The sequence below is a fragment of the Flagellimonas sp. 2504JD1-5 genome, assembly GCF_053618295.1.
Genome location: NZ_JBSIOU010000002.1, coordinates 586,411 through 605,140, shown reverse-complemented (window position 1 = coordinate 605,140; position 18,730 = coordinate 586,411). Strand labels below are relative to the sequence as shown.

The following is an 18,730-nucleotide window of genomic DNA, read 5'->3' as shown; positions in this document are numbered from 1 at the left end:
AGGATTTTGTGCAAAAATAGGAAAATACATCCGTATTAACAATACCGACCTATGTTAATAATGTGATAATTTGATAACAAAACAGGTGTTTCGAAACAAATATTTCAAACTTTGTGTTTTATTAAGGTTCTTTTTTGGGAATTTGGCAATTAAAACCACTTTCGGGTAAACAGACCTATTAGGGTTCTTGGACTGATCGTCACCACAAAACGGATACGCTCTCCGTAGTCCTTGTCCGCAATTTCCCAACCTCTATTGGAATACATGGGAAAATAGAGTTCGAAATAATCGGTCACCAAATTTAATCGTATGCCCGAGTCATACACAAAACGCGCATTTTCACCCTTATTTCGGATATAGCCAATATCTCCATAAGCCTCGATCCATCTCCAAATATTGGTACTTGCATTCATGGTTGTAATCCAATCATTGGCAAAAGGATTTTCCAGTTGGGATTTAAAACCACCTTCGGCAATGATAATCTGTTGACTGTAGATACCGGAATCTTCGGAACGACCTAAATAATTAAGGTCGAAAAGATAATCTGTGGGTCGATCCAGTGCAAAACTGAAAAAGTCCGAGTTGGTTTTGTTCCTTAAAAACTTTCCTGCATAAAACCTGACATTGAGCTGTCTGTTGCTTTGAAACAACTTGCGATATTCCAGTTCAAAGGCAAGTTTAGTGAATTCACTGGAATGCTGGGCATCCAAAAACCAAGAGGAGTAATTGAGAATATTGTTGTCCACATCACGGAACCTTACATTGAAAACTGCATAATCTGGATCTGTATCAATTTGGTCGGCAATGGCATCGTCAATGTTCCTGAAAACACTTCGATATCTAAAAAGCAGGGACTGCCTACGGTTGGAAATGAGGTCATCGGGCCTCCACCCAAAACTAATGGCTGGGGTTAGGGTGGTGAATCTAGAATTTACTTGAAAGTGAGAGGTAGAACCCGAAAAGGAATAATTGGAGACATACAATCCACTTTTACCATGGTACTTTCTATAACGAAGACTGGCTTTACCCACCAAAGTTTTTTCCAAAAATGAATAAGTGGGTGCAAAATCATATTGAAAAGGCCTTTCTAAAAAGGTTTTGTTGTAAATTCTCAACCCTGGGGTTATTCCATCATAAACATTAAAGTTGGCCACAGGCACATAAAATACCTGATTGTAATTGGGGTCTTCCGTGTCTTTGAAAAATTGAAATTTCAGCTTTTTGTTGCTGGAAAAGAAACCATTTAAGGTTTTCCAATTATCACGTTGGTTGAATTCTGGAATCTTTTGGTCATAATTAAGAACCAAACGGTCTTCGCCTTTTCTGGGAATGGTAAACGTTCTGGAAGTATCCACACCGGTAAACCAATAGTGGGACACAACAGAATCTTTTTGAAGTCCAAACAATGAAATTGGAACCTTGGTGCCTCTTTTATTTTTTAAAACAAAGGTGATGGAATCTTCAGTCTTTTCAACCTTTTTTATTTTATAGTCTATTTTTTTGCGTGTGGAAACATATTCATCAAAGAACCAATTAATATCCTTATCAGAAAAACGTTCGATCTCATTTCTAAAATCTGCTGCATTTACGTTGGGGTTCAGAATATGTGTCTTATAAAAGGATACAATGCTACTATCTATCTCTTCTTTACCTAAATATTCTGCTAAATAGGACATCCCTAGACCGGCCTTATAGGCGTTGGCAATTTTTTGGTTGAACTTGATAAGGGAGTCGTTGGGGGTGGTCAGCGCTTGATCAATATTTTTACGTGCAGAGAGCATGCTAAGTAGGGCATATTGCTCGTTAAAGTCCATTTTAGCCAAATGGAAACTTCTGAATCCCCATATTTTTGAAAGCTTTCCAGCCAGTTTTTGTCCCGGGTAATGTTCCTCCACATACTTTATCATAAGATAATTGCTGATGGCATCCGTAACCCATCGTTCTTTGCGGGCATCTATGAACAGTGTTTCTTTTAGAAAACTATGGAGTGCAGTTTTCAGAAATTTCATCTCAAACTGAAATTGAGCTTCATATGGCCGAATGAAAGAGGGTAATTGATTTATTCCGTAAAGTGGGGATTTATTATAGGCAAGTTCACTTACCAATAGATTTTGATGAGGGAAATGCCCGAGGTTTCCATCCAAAAAGTCGGTAATCTTGTTGATGGAAATACCTTGGGAAATATTATCGTATTTGTTGGAATCCAAATCGGTAATCACCGTTAGTGCCCTGGTGACATGTTTGGTGAATTTTTCCCTTGGGCTAAGAATGACCTCACAACTTTTTCTATCGTGCCCGCTGAGCTTAACATATTGCCCTCCAGGGAATTTGGAATTGCCATGACCATCAAAATTTGTGGTGAGGTATAAGCCTTTTGGATATTTAAAATCAATAGTGGTATTGGCAACATCCGTATAAAGATCATCAAGATCCATATTATTATAAAGCTTCCACTCTTTATCATAAACTGCAGGGGTCAGGTACCAATCTTTTAAATAATATCCGCCACCCGGAGTGTATCCATAGGATGTGAATTTTTCGTGCGGCAGTTTTACGCTGTAGGTGAAAAATAATTGGATGGAGTCCCCTGGTGGTAGTACTTCGTTCAGTTTAATACGAAGTATATCCTGGTTTTTGTTCTGTGCCCACTCCAATCCGGCATAGTCGGCATCCACAATGCTCATTATTCCAGTACAACCCCTTTCTTTTTCTTTGGCCAGGTGTAAACTTCGTTTGAATTCTTCGGCAAAACGCTTGGCTAAAGCTGTATTTTTATTTGAATAGGCGTGCGTCCAGTCGTTGAAATAGAGTACAGTAAGCCCATCGTTTGAATCGTTGACATAAGTGAACTTTTGCTTGATCTGGATTTCTTTGTCAACGCCATTCAAGGTAGCATTTATTTCATTGGTATGCTGAGCCATAAGGACACCACAACACAAATAGTGAAGCACGAGAATGGTATGTAACAAGAACTTTTTGCTCAACAAAGACAATGGGGTTAGAAGTTGGGACTCAAATTTCGTCCTTTGTAGAATGCATCAATGATTTGGACCACTTCAGCTTCAGTATCCACAATTTTAATTAGGTCAAGGTCTTTTGGGCTAATGTTGCCAGCAGTCAACATAGTGTCTTTGATCCAATCAAAAAGTCCTGACCAGAAAGATGTACCGACCAAAATAATTGGGAATGTGTGTATTTTATTGGTTTGGATCAGGGTAATTGCTTCGAATAGCTCATCCAATGTGCCAAAACCTCCTGGCATGACCACAAAGCCCTGGGAATATTTGACGAACATCACTTTTCTAACAAAAAAATAGTCAAAATCGAGACTTTTATCAGCATCAATAAAAGGATTGTCGTGCTGTTCAAAGGGAAGGTCTATGTTTAATCCAACGGAAGTTCCCCCTGCCATACTTGCTCCTTTGTTACCAGCTTCCATGATACCAGGCCCACCTCCAGTGATGATTCCATAGCCGGCCTCGGCCACACTTTTGGCGACTTTTACGGAGAGTTCATAGTATTTTTCCCCAGGTTTGGTCCGTGCTGACCCGAAAATTGAAACACAAGGGCCAATAGCACTCATTTTCTCAAAACCATTGACAAATTCGCCCATGATTTTAAAAATGGCCCAAGAGTCATTTGTCTTTATTTCATTCCAACCTTTATGGTGTTGTTCTTTACGCATATCTCTACTTTTTTATCAGACCGCAGGGGCGATTTTTCTTTTGGAATTGTCCAACTCCTTTTTCAAGAACTTGGCAGTATAACTTTTATTGTCTTTGGCCACCTCTTCTGGAGTGCCTTTTGCAACGACCATCCCACCGCCGCGACCTCCTTCGTAGCCTATATCAATGAGGTGGTCCATCATTTTTATGACATCCATGTTGTGTTCAATGATCAAGATGGTATTTCCTTTGTCCACCAGTTGGTCCAAAACTTCCATCAGCACGCGAATATCTTCAAAATGGAGACCTGTTGTAGGTTCATCCAATATATAAAAGGTATTTCCGGTATCTCTTTTGGACAACTCCGTCGCCAACTTTACCCGCTGTGCTTCACCTCCTGAAAGGGTTGTGGACTGTTGTCCTAAGGAAATGTATCCCAATCCCACATCTTTTATGGTCTTCAGTTTTCTGTGGATTTTTGGAATATTTTCAAAAAAACCTACAGCCTGATTAATGGTCATTTCCAGCACATCGGCTATTGACTTTCCCTTGTATCGGATTTCCAAAGTTTCCCTATTAAAACGTTTTCCATTACAAGTTTCGCATTCAACATAAACGTCCGGCAGAAAATTCATCTCAATGACTTTTAAACCGCCACCTTGGCAGGTTTCGCATCTACCTCCAGCAACATTAAAACTGAAACGGCCGGGCTTATAGCCTCTAATAGTGGCTTCCGTGGTTTTTGCAAACAATGCCCTGATCTCACTAAAAACACCAGTGTATGTAGCGGGATTGGATCTTGGTGTGCGGCCAATAGGGGATTGGTTAATATCAATCACCTTGTCAACGTGATCCAGTCCAGTAATTTTTTTATAGGGCATTGGTTTTTTGACGCCATTAAAATAGTGTGCATTCATAATAGGATAGAGGGTCTCATTGACCAAAGTAGATTTTCCACTACCTGAAACACCAGTAACTCCAATTAGTTTTCCAAGGGGAAATTCCGCAGTAACGTTTTTAAGATTGTTGCCCGTGCAACCCGATAAAACAATCTTTTTTCCACTGCCTTTTCTTCGGTTTGATGGAACTGGAATCTCCAATTCCCCCGAAATGTACTGAGCAGTAAGTGTTTTATGATGCTTTAGATCTGCCGGTAATCCTTCGGAGATGATTTCGCCCCCATGCCTTCCGGCTTTTGGCCCAATGTCGATGACATGGTCTGCATGCTCGATCATATCCCTATCATGTTCTACAACAATAACAGAGTTACCAATATCACGAAGCGATTCCAAGGAGTTGATCAAGCGTGCATTATCACGTTGGTGCAACCCAATGCTTGGTTCATCCAAAATATATAGGACTCCCACAAGTTGAGATCCTATTTGGGTTGCCAATCGTATTCGTTGGGCTTCACCACCGGAAAGGGATTTTGAGCTTCGATTCAAGGAAAGATAATCCAGACCAACATCTAACAAAAATCGAATCCTAGTTCTGATTTCCTTGATGATTTCCTCGGCTATTTTCTTTTGGTTGCCCTCCAGTTCATTTTCCAGTTGTTCAAAGAAATCGGCTAATTCGGCGATGTCCATTTGAGCCAATTCCGCGATATTTTTATTTCCAATTTTAAAATACAATGATTCTTTTCGCAACCTTGAACCTTCACAACTTGGACATGAAACTTTGTCCATGAAATCTTTTGCCCAACGTTTGATAGAGGTGGAATTGGCCTCGTCAAACTGTGTTTTAATGAAATTGGCAATACCCTCATAGTCAATTTTATATTGTCTTTTTACACCCAAGGTTTTGGAATCAACCTCAAAACTATCTTTGCCACCGTTCAGAATTACATCCATGGCTTCAGAAGGAATTTTCGAAATAGGATCCGAAAGATTGAATTTATAGCGTTGCGCAATTGTCTCAAGTTGCTTAAATGCCCACGATTTTTTGTATTCTCCCAAAGGCGCGATTCCACCAGCATTGATTGAAAGCTTTGTATTTGGGAAAATTTTCTGTTCATTGACTTGATGCACGTGACCAAGACCATTACAAACAGGGCACATTCCTTTTGGTGAATTGAAGGAAAACGTATTCGGTTCGGGAGTAGGGTAGGAAATACCCGAAGATGGGCACATCAGGTCCCGACTAAAATAGCGTGGCTCGGATTCACCTTCTTCCAAGACCATTAGTACATTATCGCCACTGTACATTGCCGTGTTAATGGTCTCATTGAGTCTTTTATGAAAGTCTTCACTCTCGTTTACCTTGAGCCGGTCTATTACAATTTCAATATCGTGGGTCTTGTAGCGGTCGACTTTCATCCCTTTGGTAATATCCAAAATTTCACCATCTACTCGAACCTTTACAAACCCCTGCTTCGCAATTTGCTCAAACAATTCTCGGTAATGTCCTTTTCTTGACTTGACCACTGGAGCCAAAACATTGATTTTTTTATCGCGATAGGAATCAATGATCAGCAACTTAATTTGTTCATCGCTATAACTGACCATTTTTTCACCAGTGTTGTAGCTGTATGCGTCCCCGGCCCGTGCAAAAAGCAAGCGCAGAAAATCGTATACTTCGGTGATGGTACCCACTGTTGAGCGGGGTGATTTTGATGTAGTTTTCTGCTCAATGGCAATTACTGGGGAAAGTCCATCAATTTTGTCAACATCCGGGCGTTCCAATCCACCTAAAAATTGTCGGGCGTAGGCAGAAAAGGTCTCAATATATCTGCGTTGCCCCTCAGCATAAATGGTGTCAAAAGCTAAAGACGACTTTCCACTGCCGGAAAGTCCAGTGATTACTACGAGCTTTTCCCGAGGGATGGTCACATCAATATTTTTAAGGTTATGGACCCTAGCTCCCTTAACCTCAATATGTTCTTCGTAGTTAATCATAAAAATTATAGCAAAACTTCAAAAATAACCATTTGACAGTTAAAAAGGAAGCCAGCTCAAGTTTCGTTTTTGTCAATTGTTGACTTATTTTTGAGATACCAAAACTCAAGTCTTCTCGCGCGTAGGCGAGAGGTATTTATATATAAAATTAGTTGGTCTCGACTGCGCTCGACCTCACATAATAAGTTTTTAAGAATGAAATTACTTGGCATCGGCTCTCGAATTGACCACCCGGAATATGGAAAAGGCGTTATAACCAATGTGTCCTCGAAACACTATTGGGTCACTTTTTTGGAAAATGGACTTGAAACCATTGATTTGGATTCCGAATTTGAAGTAATTGAAGGGGTAGAGGACGATGTGGATACGGTCAGTTTCTTTGATGTGGAGCGCTCTCTGGTCAAAATCCTTGAAAAATGGAGTGATACCCATGAAAAAGTTGCCTTGGCCGACAAATGGAAAGGCGGGAAATTGATTTTGGATCCTGTTGGGGATTTGTCGCCAAAGGAAATGCCCATTGATACTTTTTTTCATAAAATAGTTATGGTTAGGGATAGGATCAGGGTGATGGAGCAAAAAATAAACAGTAGCAAAACCTTGGACGACCAGGATAAAATTGATCTTCAGCAATACATCACAAGGATTTATGGGAGTTTGACCTCCTTCAACGTGCTTTTCAAAAATAAAAGCGATCAGTTCGTAGGTGAGCGGTCAAAATAGTAATATTATTACACGGCTTCTTTTTCTACTCTACTATATGACCGGTTTCTATTTGAAGTATTACTTGCATGTAGCTTGCCATTGATCAAGGATTTAATCTTGGCATTTCTTATGTCATTGTTGCAAAAACTTTGGTGATTATCCGTACGATTTAAAAAAGAATCACTTTTACCCATTTCACCAAAGCTAATGTCCTGTAGGTTTAAGGAGATCATTTCAACATGATTTTGATTGTAGTAAATACCGTATTTACGCTTTATATCATAAATCAACCAATCTTGGTTCGAATAAATATTTCTAAAGTGCTTTGAAATTAATGGCAGGACATTGGATTCTGGAGTAATGGAAGCAAATTGAACCCCATCTTTGGTCGGTTGGAAATCCATCAGATTTTCTGTCCGTTGCTTCTCCCTGCGAACGGAACCGGCCAATTGATTTACTCTTTGGACAATGCCGTCGGAATAATTCAAATAACTTCCTGTTTTGGCCTCCACTAGCTTTTGGATGTAGCTATATAATATAAGTTCTATTCCTTCAGATTCGCTCAAAAACGAAAAATAGATATTGGTAATGGCATTGTGGCTTTTGTTCCGAATGCCCTCCCAAACCCTTTTTGCAGTATCAACATGGGTGAAAATGGTCTTGGTCTCCGAAAAAAGACCCTTTTGGCCATTCCCATTTTTTTGAATATCGGCCACATTGATTTTCTCTTCAAAAGCAACATATACAGCCGAGAGAAAACCGTTAAAGCTGCCATCATAAATTAGTGTAGTTGAATTTTTCATAATCCGCCCATTTTGTAATTAATCCAAAATTATGGAATTATTCCCAAAAATGGAAATAATCCAAAATATTTTTTGGAAATAATCCAAATTAGTTATATTTGAGGATATAAAAAGGATGACAAAGGGCACGACAATGGAAAATGAACTGACTTTAAAACGATTTACTGAAATACGAAGGGAACTGGGGCATACGCAAGCTGAGTTCGCCAAGTTGTTGGGAGTTTCGAATACGACAGCGGATATTGAAAGAGGTCGGACCAAGCTTTCTGGGAAAGTTGTAGCGGAACTTTTAAGACAGTTTAAGGTAAATCCCCTCTGGTTGTTCGGGGAAAGTGACCAAAAGCATTTGGAAACTTCAAAAACCAGTGTCATTCCCAAAGTAGTGACCGTAGATAGTTCTGACCAGGATAATATGGTACTCGTAAATGCAAAGGCCGCAGCTGGTTATCCGCAGAACATCCAGGACACAAGCTGGTACCAACAGCTCCCCGCTTTTGATTTGCCAATTCCCGAATTTAGAAACGCCACCTATCGCGGATTTCAGGTGGAAGGGGATAGTATGTTGCCCAATCTTCGGCCTGGAGAATGGATTTTGGCCAGGGCAATTGAGCATATTGACCATGTAAGTTCCAACAAAATGTACGTAGTTGTACTTCAGGATTCGGTAATGGTAAAAAAGATTGAAAAACGGCCCAACTCCAACAATATTACTTTGGTTTCACTTAATGAAACCTATCCACCTTATGATATCAAACCTTTTCAGATCCAAGAAATTTGGGAAGTGAGCAGCAAGCTTACCTTTAATGTGGATGCCACAACAGAAACCGGGTTGCTGCGACAACTACAGCAATCCATGGAAGAATTAAAAAAACAAGTGGGTCAGGTTAAGAGTAATTAACCACTTTTTGTACCTGTTCGTTATATGTACTTTCAAAAATCTTGTCGGCGTTAGCTGATTCAAATCCTTCACGTAGATGTTCACGCTTTAGCAGTTGTTTATTCATTTTCTCAAATTCTGGAAGCGGTAACCGCTCGGCAAATTCAACATAACTTCCGGCAATTTTCATTTCCTCGCCATTTGCAAAAGTGGCATTAACCATTTTAGCTACTGAACTGCTTTGCTTCAAAAGGCCATCTTTACTGGTTTTGATTTTACCTCCTGCTGTATTTAGTACAATTCCAATCTCTTCCAAGAAGGTATTGAATTCCTTTAAGGTGTTATAAGGCTCCGGTAACGCATGCACACTAATGGTGTAGTGATTCAAATAATATCTATTGTAAATGGCCCAAGCGGCATACTCTGTTTCTTTGGCGAGCTGCAAAAAATCATCGAGAGCAGGAACTTTCCATAAGGGTTTGTAAAAGAATTGTCCCACTTCCTTTGGGTTTTCCAAGTTTAGATCGTTTATGGGGTCGGTTGTGATATCTTGTGTATATTTTTTGATTATGGATTGAGCACCTGAGGACAATTCATTTACTCTTAACTCACTAATAAAAATCCGCGGATAATCAGGTTTGGGTGGAGCGTACCAATATGCATTCAATTTCTTTTCTTCAAAAGAATAGGCGTCCATTCTTTGGTAGCCATGGGCAAGAAATATCTTCTCCAATGAAGCTATACCCAAATTGGGGACACCCAAAGTTCTAAATGCAATATGATCATTAATAATATTCTCTTCTTTGGAAATCAATCCTTTTTTTATCATGGCTCCGCTTATTATCTCAACATCATCCACATTTTTTTTATAGGGCTCAAAGATTGACTTTAGTATAATGTCCAAGGGAGTATTGTCGTCAAATTTCATAATCTCAGTTTTAATTGTACTAATTGGGCCCAAAACTAGTTGTATATTTAATCGATTTTAATTATTAATTTATATTAAATGATTAGTTTGTATAATCAATTGGAAATTCGGCATTTCCACTATTTCTTAACACTTGCCGACACATTACATTATGGTAAAGCTGCAGAACGTCTGCTAATTTCACAGTCTGCTTTGAGTCAACAAATACAACGACTTGAAGTAATCCTAAAACAGCCACTATTTAAAAGGCACAATCGTAAGGTTGAATTGAGTCGGGCCGGTAAATTCTTTAAAACAGAGGCCGAAATTGTAATAGGACAGATGCAAACCTCCATGGAGCGCTGGAATACTGTAATGGAAGGACATTCGGGAATAATAAAAATTGGCTTTGTCGGCTCAGCGATTCAGGAATTCTTACCTAGAAAAATCAAAGAATTGAATCAGGCATACCCCAAAATTCAATTTGTCTTGCAAGAAGGAAGCAATCAAGCCCAATTGGAATTATTGGAGCGGAATCAATTGGATGTTGGCCTCATGCGCTCCAACGAGGTGCCGGATACTATGAATTTTAAATCGGTCGCCAAAGAAAATCTGTGTCTTGTGTTACCGAAGGACCATGCCATAGAAATCAAAAACTTCAAAAATTTAAAACAGTTTTCTTCAGAACAATTCATACTTTTTCCCAACCAACAGAGCCAATCGTACTATCATCAAATTATCAGCCTTTGTGCCAGTCATGGATTTGTACCCAATATCACGCATCAATCCATTCATGGCCCGGCCATATTCAAATTGGTGGAGAGTGGTTTGGGAATTTCCATTGTACCCAAGTCCTTGACCTTGGCCACAAAATATAAGGTCAATTTTATTGAACTTGAGAAAGAGCCTTTTAAAACAGAACTTTTTGCGGTTTGGAAAAAGAAAACCAGCAATCATGCACTTGAAGTCTTTTTAAGATTGCTGGAATAATATCTTGGATTCCTAATTTTGAAGCCCTTAACTAAAATAATACTTTTCAATATTTAATTATTGCCAGCGCTTACGACCTCGATTGGTGGCCCAAAATGGTTTAAGGTTTTTATCCCTTAGTTCAAGATGGCTGTTATTGTAGTCAAGCTCTTTGGCAATGAAATGACCTTTTGGTAGTTTCTTTGTGCGGAAAGCTACAATCTGAATCTGGTCTCCTTTACTATCAATTACAAAGTTATGGACCTTATTTGTTGGTCCTAAGTGTATATTAAGAATTGTATCGTTGGAATTCATAATCAAATGTGTTCCAGAAAGTGACTTGCCAGTTGTGTATTTACAGGATTCTTTTTTAATCTCGGTTACGGTACCTTTCAAAGTAACAAGTTCGTATTTAGAGCCATTCCTTGACACCCCTTCTAGTTCTCCCATTCCCTTTTGGGAATGCACTGTAGTAATAATTGAAATTGAACAGATTAAAAGCACAGATTTCATAAAATCATTCATCTCGTTTGTTTTGGTAACGAAAGTAGTATTGAAGCCTTTTTTGGACAATGACCTCAATCAATTTGGATTGAATGTCAACCCCTAAATAACGAAAAGAGATTCCTTGATACTATGGGCCAATTTATCTGCGGCTTTTGGATGTAATCGGAACCAAAGCTCTGGCTCAAAAATTTCCAATTCAGCTAATGCCAAGTTCCCATCATTGTCCCTGAAAATATCTACTCTTGCATATATGGGTAGTTCCGGGCTGGCATAAAGTACTTGAGTTGCAAATTCAATTTCGGTTACTGAGGGTTGATAATTTTGAATTGATCCACCAAAATCATCCTGTACCCTAAAATCACCTGGTTTGGCAATTTTTAAAATGGAGTGCGAGTATTTTCCGTTGAACAGTACCATGGAAATTTCTCCTTGTTCAACAATATTTTTTTGGAACTCTTGCAACATCATGGTTTCCTCTGCCGTCAACTCTTGAAAAACCGCATCGTATTTTTTCCAATCATCTTTATGGAACTTATACGTGTGCCTAGCTCCACCGGCAATACACGGTTTAAGGACCAGATTTTCAGATTCGAAACCTAACTGATGCCTAGCTTGATCCATGGCCTGTTTCAGATTGAGTCGTGAATCTGGTTCGATATACAAAGTCTTGGGGATGTTGATTCCATTTTGCTCCAAATCCTGCAGATAATGTTTATCCATATTCCAGGACACCAATTTGTATGAATTGATAAATTGGGTCAAGTTCTTTGTCCGCTGAAACCAGGGAGCAAATGTTTCGAAGCGCTCAAAACAATCCCATGTGGACCTAAAAATGACATATTTGGTGGTATTCCAATCAAAGCTCGGGTCATCCCAAGCTTTTTTGATGGTACGAAGCCCTATTTTATTAAGGGAATCAATGACCAATTGGTCCTCTAAAATTGCATTTTCAATAAGTTGGGTTGATTTTTTCGGATTTATAAACCTTGAATCCGTCAACACTACAACATCAAACATAGGGATAGTTTAAAATCCTACAGCGGTATCATCTCCACGTCTGTCCGCTCCACCTTCCAGTTTTCCATCGGGGAGCACTCTTATCGCATCGACCTTGCCAATAATCCTGTTTTTACCTTCATGAATTTCGTAACCAATATTGTCCAATTCAGATTTGATTTCTGAGGAAAAACCCTCCTCTTCAAACACAATCACATCAGGAAGCCATTGGTGATGGAACCGAGGAGCATTTACTGCCTCCTGCATACTCAGGTCAAACTCATGAACATTTAAAATGGTCTGGGCAACAGCGGTAATAATTGTTGAACCACCAGGGGTGCCAACCACCATATATAACTTTCCATCCTTCTCAACTATGGTTGGGGTCATGCTGCTCAGCATACGTTTTTCAGGTGCAATGCTGTTGGCTTCCGCCCCAATTAATCCAAACATATTTGGGATTCCCGGTTTAGCGCTGAAGTCATCCATTTCATTGTTAAAGAAAAACCCTAGTTCATCCGAGTACAATTTAGAACCATAGGCTCCATTCAAGGTAGTTGTAGCGGAAATAGCATTTCCTTGATCGTCGATAATGGAATAATGTGTGGTTTCATCGCTCTCTATTATTTCCACGATTCCGTGCGAAACTTCGGATGATGGCGTTGGTTTTTTAAAGGAAAAATTCCGCATTCTTTCTTTTAAATAAGCATCAGTCAAAAGTGTATCCAATGGAATATCTACAAAGTCGGGGTCTCCTAAAAAATAATTACGGTCCGCATAGGCTCTTCGGGCTGCTTCCGTGAATAATTGAATGGATTTTGTTGAATTGTGACCATATTTTGAGATGTTGTAGGGCTCGATCATCTTAAAAATTTGATTGATGGTCACTCCACCACTACTGGGAGGAGACATAGAGATTAATCTGAGGTCCTTATAATTAAAAACTACAGGTTGTCGCCATTTGGCTTCATATTTTTCTAGATCTTCTTCTGTAATGTATCCTCCTTTTTCCTGAATGAAAGCAGCTAATTTTTGGGCAATTTCACCTTTATAGAAGCCTTCTCTGCCAAATTTTTGTATTTTCTCCAAGGTATTGGCTAATTCAGGATATTTGATGGTATCCCCTGGCTTAAAATTGAAGGCCAATTTGGTGCTATCACCACTTACTTCAATTATCTGCTCCCTATGGTGTTCCAATCTTTTTGCTTGTTTTTCGGTAACAACCACTCCCTTTTTTGCCAATGCTATAACCGGTGCTAGAATTTCTGAAAAGGGGAGTGAGCCAAATTTGTTATGTACCTCGACCACACCTGCTACAGTACCAGGAACTCCCACTGCCGTGGCACCCACCGTGCTCATATTTGGAACGACATTGCCAAGTGAATCAAGATACATGTCTTTGTGTGCGGATAAAGGTGCCTTTTCCCTATAGTCCAATCCTCCAATAGCACCATCACTTTTCCGATAGACCATAAAACCTCCACCGCCGAGATTACCAGCATAGGGATAGGCTACGGCCAGAGCCAATTCGGTGGCCACCATGGCATCGAAGGCGTTTCCTCCTTTTTGCATGATTTCGGAACCAATTTTTGAGGCTTCTTCCCTAGCGGAGACCACCATAGCTTTTTCGGTGACAAGGCCAGTTGGCGCTGTAGGTTGCTTTTTACAATGTAGAAATAGGACAAGGGGAAGAATAAGAATTAGTCTTCGCATAGGGATTTTAGTTTTTGACGGGAAAAGGTAATCAATTCTTCAAAAAAATCAGTGAATTCCTTTTCAAAAGCTTCATAATGTTCTTCGAGGTCAACAATGGCATAATTCATCTTGGATTTGTTTTGGGTTCTGCGGTTCATTCCATTGAGTACCCTCGATATTCCGGCAAGGTTAGAATAATTATAAAGCCAATTATCTGCAATCATATAGGGCATCATGCGCTGGGTTCCCAAAGGGAGTATATCGTAATTATCCTCTAATAGATCATAGAAATTATCAACATATTCCTCTAAGGGAACTTCTGAATAGACAGACCAATTCTTGGCCAAAAAATGATCGTAAAATATGTCAACAATTACTCGACTGTAATGGCTGTAATTCTTGTGTAGACGTTTGCTACTTTGCTTTGCAATGGGGTGTGAATCGGTAAAAGTGTCGATCTCCCGATGCAATAAAATGCCCTTTTGGATTTTTTCCGGAAAATGATGGAATTTATTCCCTCTGATATGATCGGCAAAAAAATTACCGAGCGTAATTTCCTGATCATCAAAGGATAAATAAATATGGGCCAGAAAGTTCACCGATACAATTTTGTTTTCTTTGTGAAATTTACAAATTCGAAACATGGAATAGGAGGTAGGCAGTTATATTTGCAAAAACTTTTCAACAACTATGACACTGATCAAATCAATTTCTGGAATACGGGGTACCATCGGAGGGGCCACAAATGATAACCTTACACCCATAGATGCTGTTAAATTTGCCGCGGCCTATGGAACTTGGTTAAAAGGATATTCTGGAAAGGACAAATTGAATGTTGTAATCGGTCGTGATGCGCGCTTGTCGGGCGAAATGATTCAAAACCTAGTGGTGTCAACCTTGGTCGGATTGGGAATTGATGTTGTTGACCTAGGGCTATCCACTACACCAACGGTTGAAATAGCGGTTCCGCTGGAAAAAGCGGATGGAGGGATCATTCTTACAGCAAGTCATAATCCAAAACAATGGAATGCCTTGAAATTGTTGAACGAAAGAGGTGAGTTTTTGGATGCAAAACAAGGTGCACTCATTTTGGAACTGGCCGAGAATGAGGATTTTGATTTTGCCGAAGTAGATGATTTAGGAAGCATAACAAAGAACGATGCCTATATCGATATTCATATTCAAGAAGTGCTCAACCTATCCTTGGTGGAGAAGGAAGTGATTAAAAAAGGAGGTTTTAAGGTTGTGGTTGACGGTGTGAATTCAACTGGAGGCATTGCTATTCCAAAGTTGTTGAAAGAATTGGGGGTGGAAGTGGTTGAACTATACTGTGACCCTACGGGTCATTTTCCGCACAATCCAGAACCCCTGAAAGAACATTTATCCGATATCTGTGAATTGGTCGTAAAAGAAAAAGCCGATTTTGGAATCGTTGTGGACCCCGATGTAGATCGCTTGGCATTCATTAGCGATGATGGGGAAATGTTTGGCGAAGAATATACCTTGGTGGCCTGTGCTGACTATGTATTGAGCAAAACCAAAGGAAATACAGTATCTAACTTATCCTCAACTAGGGCACTTCGTGATGTTACTGAAAAACATGGAGGTTCGTATGAGGCAGCTGCCGTCGGAGAGGTGAACGTGGTAACCAAAATGAAGGCCAATAATGCCATCATTGGAGGTGAAGGGAACGGTGGAATCATCTATCCTGAAAGTCATTACGGCAGGGATGCTTTGGTGGGTACCGCACTGTTTTTGATGCTGTTATCCGAAAAAGGAGGCACGGTTGCTGAGTTGAGGGCCAGTTATCCAAGCTATTTTATGAGCAAAAAGAAGATTCAACTTACCCCGGAATTGGATGTCGATGCACTTCTGGATGCTATGCACCAAAAGTATAAGAGCGAACAAGTGTCCACTGTTGATGGGGTGAAGATTGATTTTGCAGAAAACTGGGTACACCTACGTAAATCCAATACGGAGCCGATTATCCGAATTTATACAGAAGCCCAATCGCAGAGCGAAGCAGATGGACTGGCGGATAGAATTATTGGCGAAATAAAAGAAATAGCTGGGATAGCATAACTTATTTCATCAGTTCATATAAGATTTTCTGTTCGCGGAAGTCCTCGTCAGATATATCAACCCGTTTGTCAGAATCTAGCGTTATTTTCCATGTATCGTTTTCCTTTTTGAGTGCCACGTTGAAATAGCCGTATCCGCGAGGTGTCAGTTTTTCGTCACCAGTGCGTCTTGAGCTATAGCGATAATAGCCCGTTTGATACGCAAGACTTCCACTTTCGTCAATTGCTGTTGACAATATGGCAAAAGCGATGGCCATTTCATTCCCACCTTGTTTCATCTGGTCCAGAAAACCTCCAAAATTTTCAAGGTAATTTGACCCGGTTTCAATTCGGTTTTGATCAATTGTGATTCGAATAATATCCTTGGAATGAATGGATTTTAATTTGTCGGAATCCAATTGGGCATAAGCTTCCATAAATGGAATCCAGACATCATCTCTTATTGTCTCAATAACACTATCGGATACAGTATTTCCTTGTTGGCCAAAAGAAATAAAGGAAACACAAAAAAACAGAATAAATAGGGATTGTTTCATTTTTTGATTGTTGAGTTAGCAACAATTTATGAAACAAAAACAATTAAGGATGAGACTTTTAGAAAAATTTAAGTGTTGGTCAAGTTCTCAAGATATTCGTTTCTGACCAGTTTGGCCGTTTTGTGCTCTCCAGTATGACTCCAACCTGGGGGCATTACCAGATAGCGCAACTTGTTCATGAGCCCGGGTGCTTTTACAACATCTTTGACAAGTGCAATAATCTCCCCAAAATAGACGTCAATAAAATTTCCTGAGTCCATTTCCCTCGTTATTCCATATTCAATTTGAATACTTTTTTGCTCCTCTTGGTAGGTTCCAAACACCCTGTCCCAAATATTTAGAAGGTTACAGAAATTGGTGTCCATATACAAAGGATTTCGAGCATGGTGCACCCGGTGATGTGATGGAGTCAACATGATCTTATTCAAAAAACCGAAACGGGCATCTTTGATCAGGTTTTCACCCACATGGATAAAGGCGCCATAGGTACCATCTATAAACATTACTGCAAACAACACCTCAGGGGGAACGCCCAATAAGATGCAAATGGTTGTTCGTATAACATCGGCATAAGGGGCTTCCAAAAAGAAGTGGGCATGGGTAACAGAGAGGTTCATGTCCTCTGGCGCATGGTGTGTTGAATGCAAGCACCAAAAAATCCTGACCTTATGACCCAGATAATGATAAACAAAATGTGCCAACTCCCAAACAACGTAGGCATAAATAAACCAATACCATGTTGGGCTGGTTTTGAATAGGGTGTAGGGTTCAAAGAATCCAATACAAAAGGCAACCATGGCAATTGCGATAAAGCGACCTACAAATCTGTTGAAAATGTAGATTAGGAAATTAACTTTATACACCTTGATCTGTGGCTTTTTATAGATCAAGCCAGCAACAAACTCCAGAATCAATAAAAAAGGAATGATAGGGTAGATCAAGGAAGCAACCCCTTCATAGGTTTTAAAAACTGAATAGTCGCCGGTTTTAAAGATTTCAAGCGCTTGGGTGATTCCAAGAAACCCAATGATCTCCTCGAATAAAGATGATAAAATTTCCATATTGGCATATTATGGAAAAATAGAATTGGGGAGAATAAAATTTAGACGAACAGCCCATTAGGAGCTACCAGCAAATGGGACGCTTACAAAAGTTTGATCAGTATTGGATAAGTGACCGTAGCGGTTGATCTATTCAAGTTGTTTGAAAAGCTGCTGGTACTTTGTCCTTGTGTTTCCATCTTTTGTGTGTCCAGAAATAAAACTCTGGAGCTTCACGAATTGATTTTTCCACTTCTTCGAGAAAAGCTTCTGAAATCCCATATCCTTCAACTTCATTTGGATTCTCGGTAAGAACCTTAAAAGTACCTTGGTAATGTCCCCGTTTGGTTTTTTTAACTTTTAAATAAACCGGAACAATGTCGTGTTCCTTACAAATTTCTTCACCACCAACATGAACGGGCACCAAAATATCCATGAATTTTGCCCAATGTCTTGTTCTGTTCAGCATAGGAGATTGATCGCTGATGATTCCTACCGTTACCAGTTCGTTTGCCTCTTTTGCGGCCTTTATAATTTTTCTACTTTCAAAGGTTCTGATTAGGGTTGTACCATACTTACTTCGTATATCCCTGACCATTTTATCAAAATACCTATTGTTTATAGGTTGATAAATGGCATAAGCCTTGGCTTTGATAAAAGAATTTAAATTAAAAACCCACTCCCAACTAGCATAATGGGGCATCATTATCATTACATTTTTACCGTCTTTTTCCAACTTCAGAATATCTTCAACATTGGTAAAAACATATCTTTTACGCATTTGTTCATCGCTTATGCCCAGCGTCTTTACCATTTCTAGAAACATATCGCAAAGATGCTTGTAAAATTCCTTTTCAATCCTAAGGCGTTCAGCATAAGATTTCTCTGGAAAAACGAGTTCAAGATTGTATCGGACCACTTTTTTGCGGTAACCAATTAGATAGTACAACAATAGATATACACCATCCGATATGAGGTAAAGAAGTTTGAAAGGTAATCTGGAAATCAACCAGAGTAGGGGATAAACAAGTATAAAAACAGCTAGCTGCATACGT

General features: G+C 39.5%; 16 protein-coding genes. 4 read left to right on the top strand and 12 right to left on the bottom strand.

Features of this window, described 5'->3' with window-relative positions:
- Nucleotides 1-149 precede the first annotated feature (149 nt).
- The 3 genes from ACULLG_RS12215 to uvrA form a co-directional block, all read right to left on the bottom strand.
- On the bottom strand, nucleotides 150-2,921 hold the full coding sequence (locus ACULLG_RS12215; protein WP_452127972.1) for a metalloprotease: 2,772 nt from the start codon (nucleotides 2,919-2,921) through the stop codon (nucleotides 150-152).
- 77 nt (nucleotides 2,922-2,998) lie between these two features.
- Nucleotides 2,999-3,685, bottom strand: coding sequence for an LOG family protein (locus ACULLG_RS12210; protein ID WP_452127077.1), 687 nt, complete (start codon nucleotides 3,683-3,685; stop codon nucleotides 2,999-3,001).
- Nucleotides 3,686-3,700: 15 nt separating this feature from the next.
- Nucleotides 3,701-6,562, bottom strand: coding sequence for an excinuclease ABC subunit UvrA (uvrA, locus tag ACULLG_RS12205; protein ID WP_452127076.1), 2,862 nt, complete (start codon nucleotides 6,560-6,562; stop codon nucleotides 3,701-3,703).
- 195 nt (nucleotides 6,563-6,757) lie between these two features.
- Here uvrA and ACULLG_RS12200 point away from each other — a divergent pair, with 195 nt between their 5' ends.
- Entirely contained in the window at nucleotides 6,758-7,282 is a 525-nt protein-coding gene (locus tag ACULLG_RS12200; protein WP_452127075.1) for a hypothetical protein, read from the top strand.
- Between the two features lie 8 nt (nucleotides 7,283-7,290).
- Here the strand turns inward: ACULLG_RS12200 and ACULLG_RS12195 are convergent, their stop codons facing one another.
- Nucleotides 7,291-8,067: a TIGR03915 family putative DNA repair protein gene (locus ACULLG_RS12195; RefSeq protein WP_452127074.1), complete on the bottom strand. Its 777-nt coding sequence runs from the start codon at nucleotides 8,065-8,067 to the stop codon at nucleotides 7,291-7,293.
- Between the two features lie 133 nt (nucleotides 8,068-8,200).
- On the opposite strand from ACULLG_RS12195, the gene ACULLG_RS12190 reads away from it, so the two are divergent.
- On the top strand, nucleotides 8,201-8,965 hold the full coding sequence (locus ACULLG_RS12190) for an XRE family transcriptional regulator (RefSeq protein WP_452127073.1): 765 nt from the start codon (nucleotides 8,201-8,203) through the stop codon (nucleotides 8,963-8,965).
- Here the strand turns inward: ACULLG_RS12190 and ACULLG_RS12185 are convergent.
- Nucleotides 8,952-9,872 carry a 2-oxoadipate dioxygenase/decarboxylase family protein gene (locus tag ACULLG_RS12185; RefSeq protein WP_452127072.1) on the bottom strand — a complete coding sequence of 307 codons (921 nt, stop codon included), beginning with the start codon at nucleotides 9,870-9,872 and terminating at the stop codon, nucleotides 8,952-8,954. The two genes, ACULLG_RS12190 and ACULLG_RS12185, sit on opposite strands and share 14 nt — an antisense overlap.
- 78 nt (nucleotides 9,873-9,950) lie before the next feature.
- On the opposite strand from ACULLG_RS12185, the gene ACULLG_RS12180 reads away from it, so the two are divergent.
- Nucleotides 9,951-10,841 (top strand): LysR family transcriptional regulator, encoded by an 891-nt coding sequence (locus tag ACULLG_RS12180; RefSeq protein ID WP_452127071.1) that lies wholly within the window; start codon nucleotides 9,951-9,953, stop codon nucleotides 10,839-10,841.
- A gap of 57 nt (nucleotides 10,842-10,898) precedes the next feature.
- Here the strand turns inward: ACULLG_RS12180 and ACULLG_RS12175 are convergent, their stop codons facing one another.
- The 4 genes from ACULLG_RS12175 to ACULLG_RS12160 form a co-directional block, all read right to left on the bottom strand.
- Entirely contained in the window at nucleotides 10,899-11,345 is a 447-nt protein-coding gene (locus tag ACULLG_RS12175) for a hypothetical protein (protein WP_452127070.1), read from the bottom strand.
- 81 nt (nucleotides 11,346-11,426) lie between these two features.
- Nucleotides 11,427-12,344, bottom strand: coding sequence for an ATP-grasp domain-containing protein (locus ACULLG_RS12170; protein ID WP_452127069.1), 918 nt, complete (start codon nucleotides 12,342-12,344; stop codon nucleotides 11,427-11,429).
- A gap of 9 nt (nucleotides 12,345-12,353) precedes the next feature.
- Nucleotides 12,354-14,036, bottom strand: a complete 1,683-nt coding sequence (gene ggt, locus ACULLG_RS12165) for a gamma-glutamyltransferase (protein ID WP_452127068.1) — start codon at nucleotides 14,034-14,036, stop codon at nucleotides 12,354-12,356.
- Complete coding sequence (locus tag ACULLG_RS12160) at nucleotides 14,024-14,617, bottom strand: acyl carrier protein phosphodiesterase (RefSeq protein WP_452127971.1); 594 nt, start codon at nucleotides 14,615-14,617, stop codon at nucleotides 14,024-14,026. The genes ggt and ACULLG_RS12160 overlap by 13 nt, the downstream gene beginning before the upstream one ends.
- A 91-nt stretch (nucleotides 14,618-14,708) precedes the next feature.
- On the opposite strand from ACULLG_RS12160, the gene glmM reads away from it, so the two are divergent.
- A complete protein-coding gene (gene glmM / locus ACULLG_RS12155; protein WP_452127067.1) occupies nucleotides 14,709-16,100 on the top strand; it encodes a phosphoglucosamine mutase in 1,392 nt (463 codons plus the stop codon).
- A 1-nt stretch (nucleotide 16,101) separates the two neighbouring features.
- On the opposite strand, the gene ACULLG_RS12150 is transcribed toward glmM, so the two are convergent.
- The 3 genes from ACULLG_RS12150 to ACULLG_RS12140 form a co-directional block, all read right to left on the bottom strand.
- The gene (locus tag ACULLG_RS12150; RefSeq protein ID WP_452127066.1) at nucleotides 16,102-16,635 is read right to left on the bottom strand and encodes a YybH family protein; all 534 of its coding nucleotides are present in this window, start codon (nucleotides 16,633-16,635) and stop codon (nucleotides 16,102-16,104) included.
- A 68-nt stretch (nucleotides 16,636-16,703) separates the two neighbouring features.
- A complete protein-coding gene (locus ACULLG_RS12145; RefSeq protein WP_452127065.1) occupies nucleotides 16,704-17,696 on the bottom strand; it encodes a sterol desaturase family protein in 993 nt (330 codons plus the stop codon).
- A gap of 133 nt (nucleotides 17,697-17,829) precedes the next feature.
- Nucleotides 17,830-18,726, bottom strand: coding sequence for a lysophospholipid acyltransferase family protein (locus ACULLG_RS12140; RefSeq protein ID WP_452127064.1), 897 nt, complete (start codon nucleotides 18,724-18,726; stop codon nucleotides 17,830-17,832).
- Nucleotides 18,727-18,730 lie beyond the last annotated feature (4 nt).

What these genes read in the sequence shown, in the direction of transcription:
- ACULLG_RS12200 (WP_452127075.1), top strand. Translation starts at nt 6,758, where the DNA reads ATGAAATTACTTGGCATCGGCTCTCGAATTGACCACCCGGAATATGGA.
- ACULLG_RS12140 (WP_452127064.1), bottom strand. Translation starts at nt 18,726, where the DNA reads ATGCAGCTAGCTGTTTTTATACTTGTTTATCCCCTACTCTGGTTGATT.
- glmM (WP_452127067.1), top strand. Translation starts at nt 14,709, where the DNA reads ATGACACTGATCAAATCAATTTCTGGAATACGGGGTACCATCGGAGGG.
- ACULLG_RS12190 (WP_452127073.1), top strand. Translation starts at nt 8,201, where the DNA reads ATGGAAAATGAACTGACTTTAAAACGATTTACTGAAATACGAAGGGAA.
- ACULLG_RS12145 (WP_452127065.1), bottom strand. Translation starts at nt 17,696, where the DNA reads ATGGAAATTTTATCATCTTTATTCGAGGAGATCATTGGGTTTCTTGGA.
- ACULLG_RS12175 (WP_452127070.1), bottom strand. Translation starts at nt 11,345, where the DNA reads ATGAATGATTTTATGAAATCTGTGCTTTTAATCTGTTCAATTTCAATT.
- ACULLG_RS12210 (WP_452127077.1), bottom strand. Translation starts at nt 3,685, where the DNA reads ATGCGTAAAGAACAACACCATAAAGGTTGGAATGAAATAAAGACAAAT.
- ACULLG_RS12180 (WP_452127071.1), top strand. Translation starts at nt 9,951, where the DNA reads ATGATTAGTTTGTATAATCAATTGGAAATTCGGCATTTCCACTATTTC.
- ACULLG_RS12185 (WP_452127072.1), bottom strand. Translation starts at nt 9,872, where the DNA reads ATGAAATTTGACGACAATACTCCCTTGGACATTATACTAAAGTCAATC.
- uvrA (WP_452127076.1), bottom strand. Translation starts at nt 6,562, where the DNA reads ATGATTAACTACGAAGAACATATTGAGGTTAAGGGAGCTAGGGTCCAT.
- ACULLG_RS12170 (WP_452127069.1), bottom strand. Translation starts at nt 12,344, where the DNA reads ATGTTTGATGTTGTAGTGTTGACGGATTCAAGGTTTATAAATCCGAAA.
- ggt (WP_452127068.1), bottom strand. Translation starts at nt 14,036, where the DNA reads ATGCGAAGACTAATTCTTATTCTTCCCCTTGTCCTATTTCTACATTGT.
- ACULLG_RS12195 (WP_452127074.1), bottom strand. Translation starts at nt 8,067, where the DNA reads ATGAAAAATTCAACTACACTAATTTATGATGGCAGCTTTAACGGTTTT.
- ACULLG_RS12215 (WP_452127972.1), bottom strand. Translation starts at nt 2,921, where the DNA reads ATGGCTCAGCATACCAATGAAATAAATGCTACCTTGAATGGCGTTGAC.
- ACULLG_RS12150 (WP_452127066.1), bottom strand. Translation starts at nt 16,635, where the DNA reads ATGAAACAATCCCTATTTATTCTGTTTTTTTGTGTTTCCTTTATTTCT.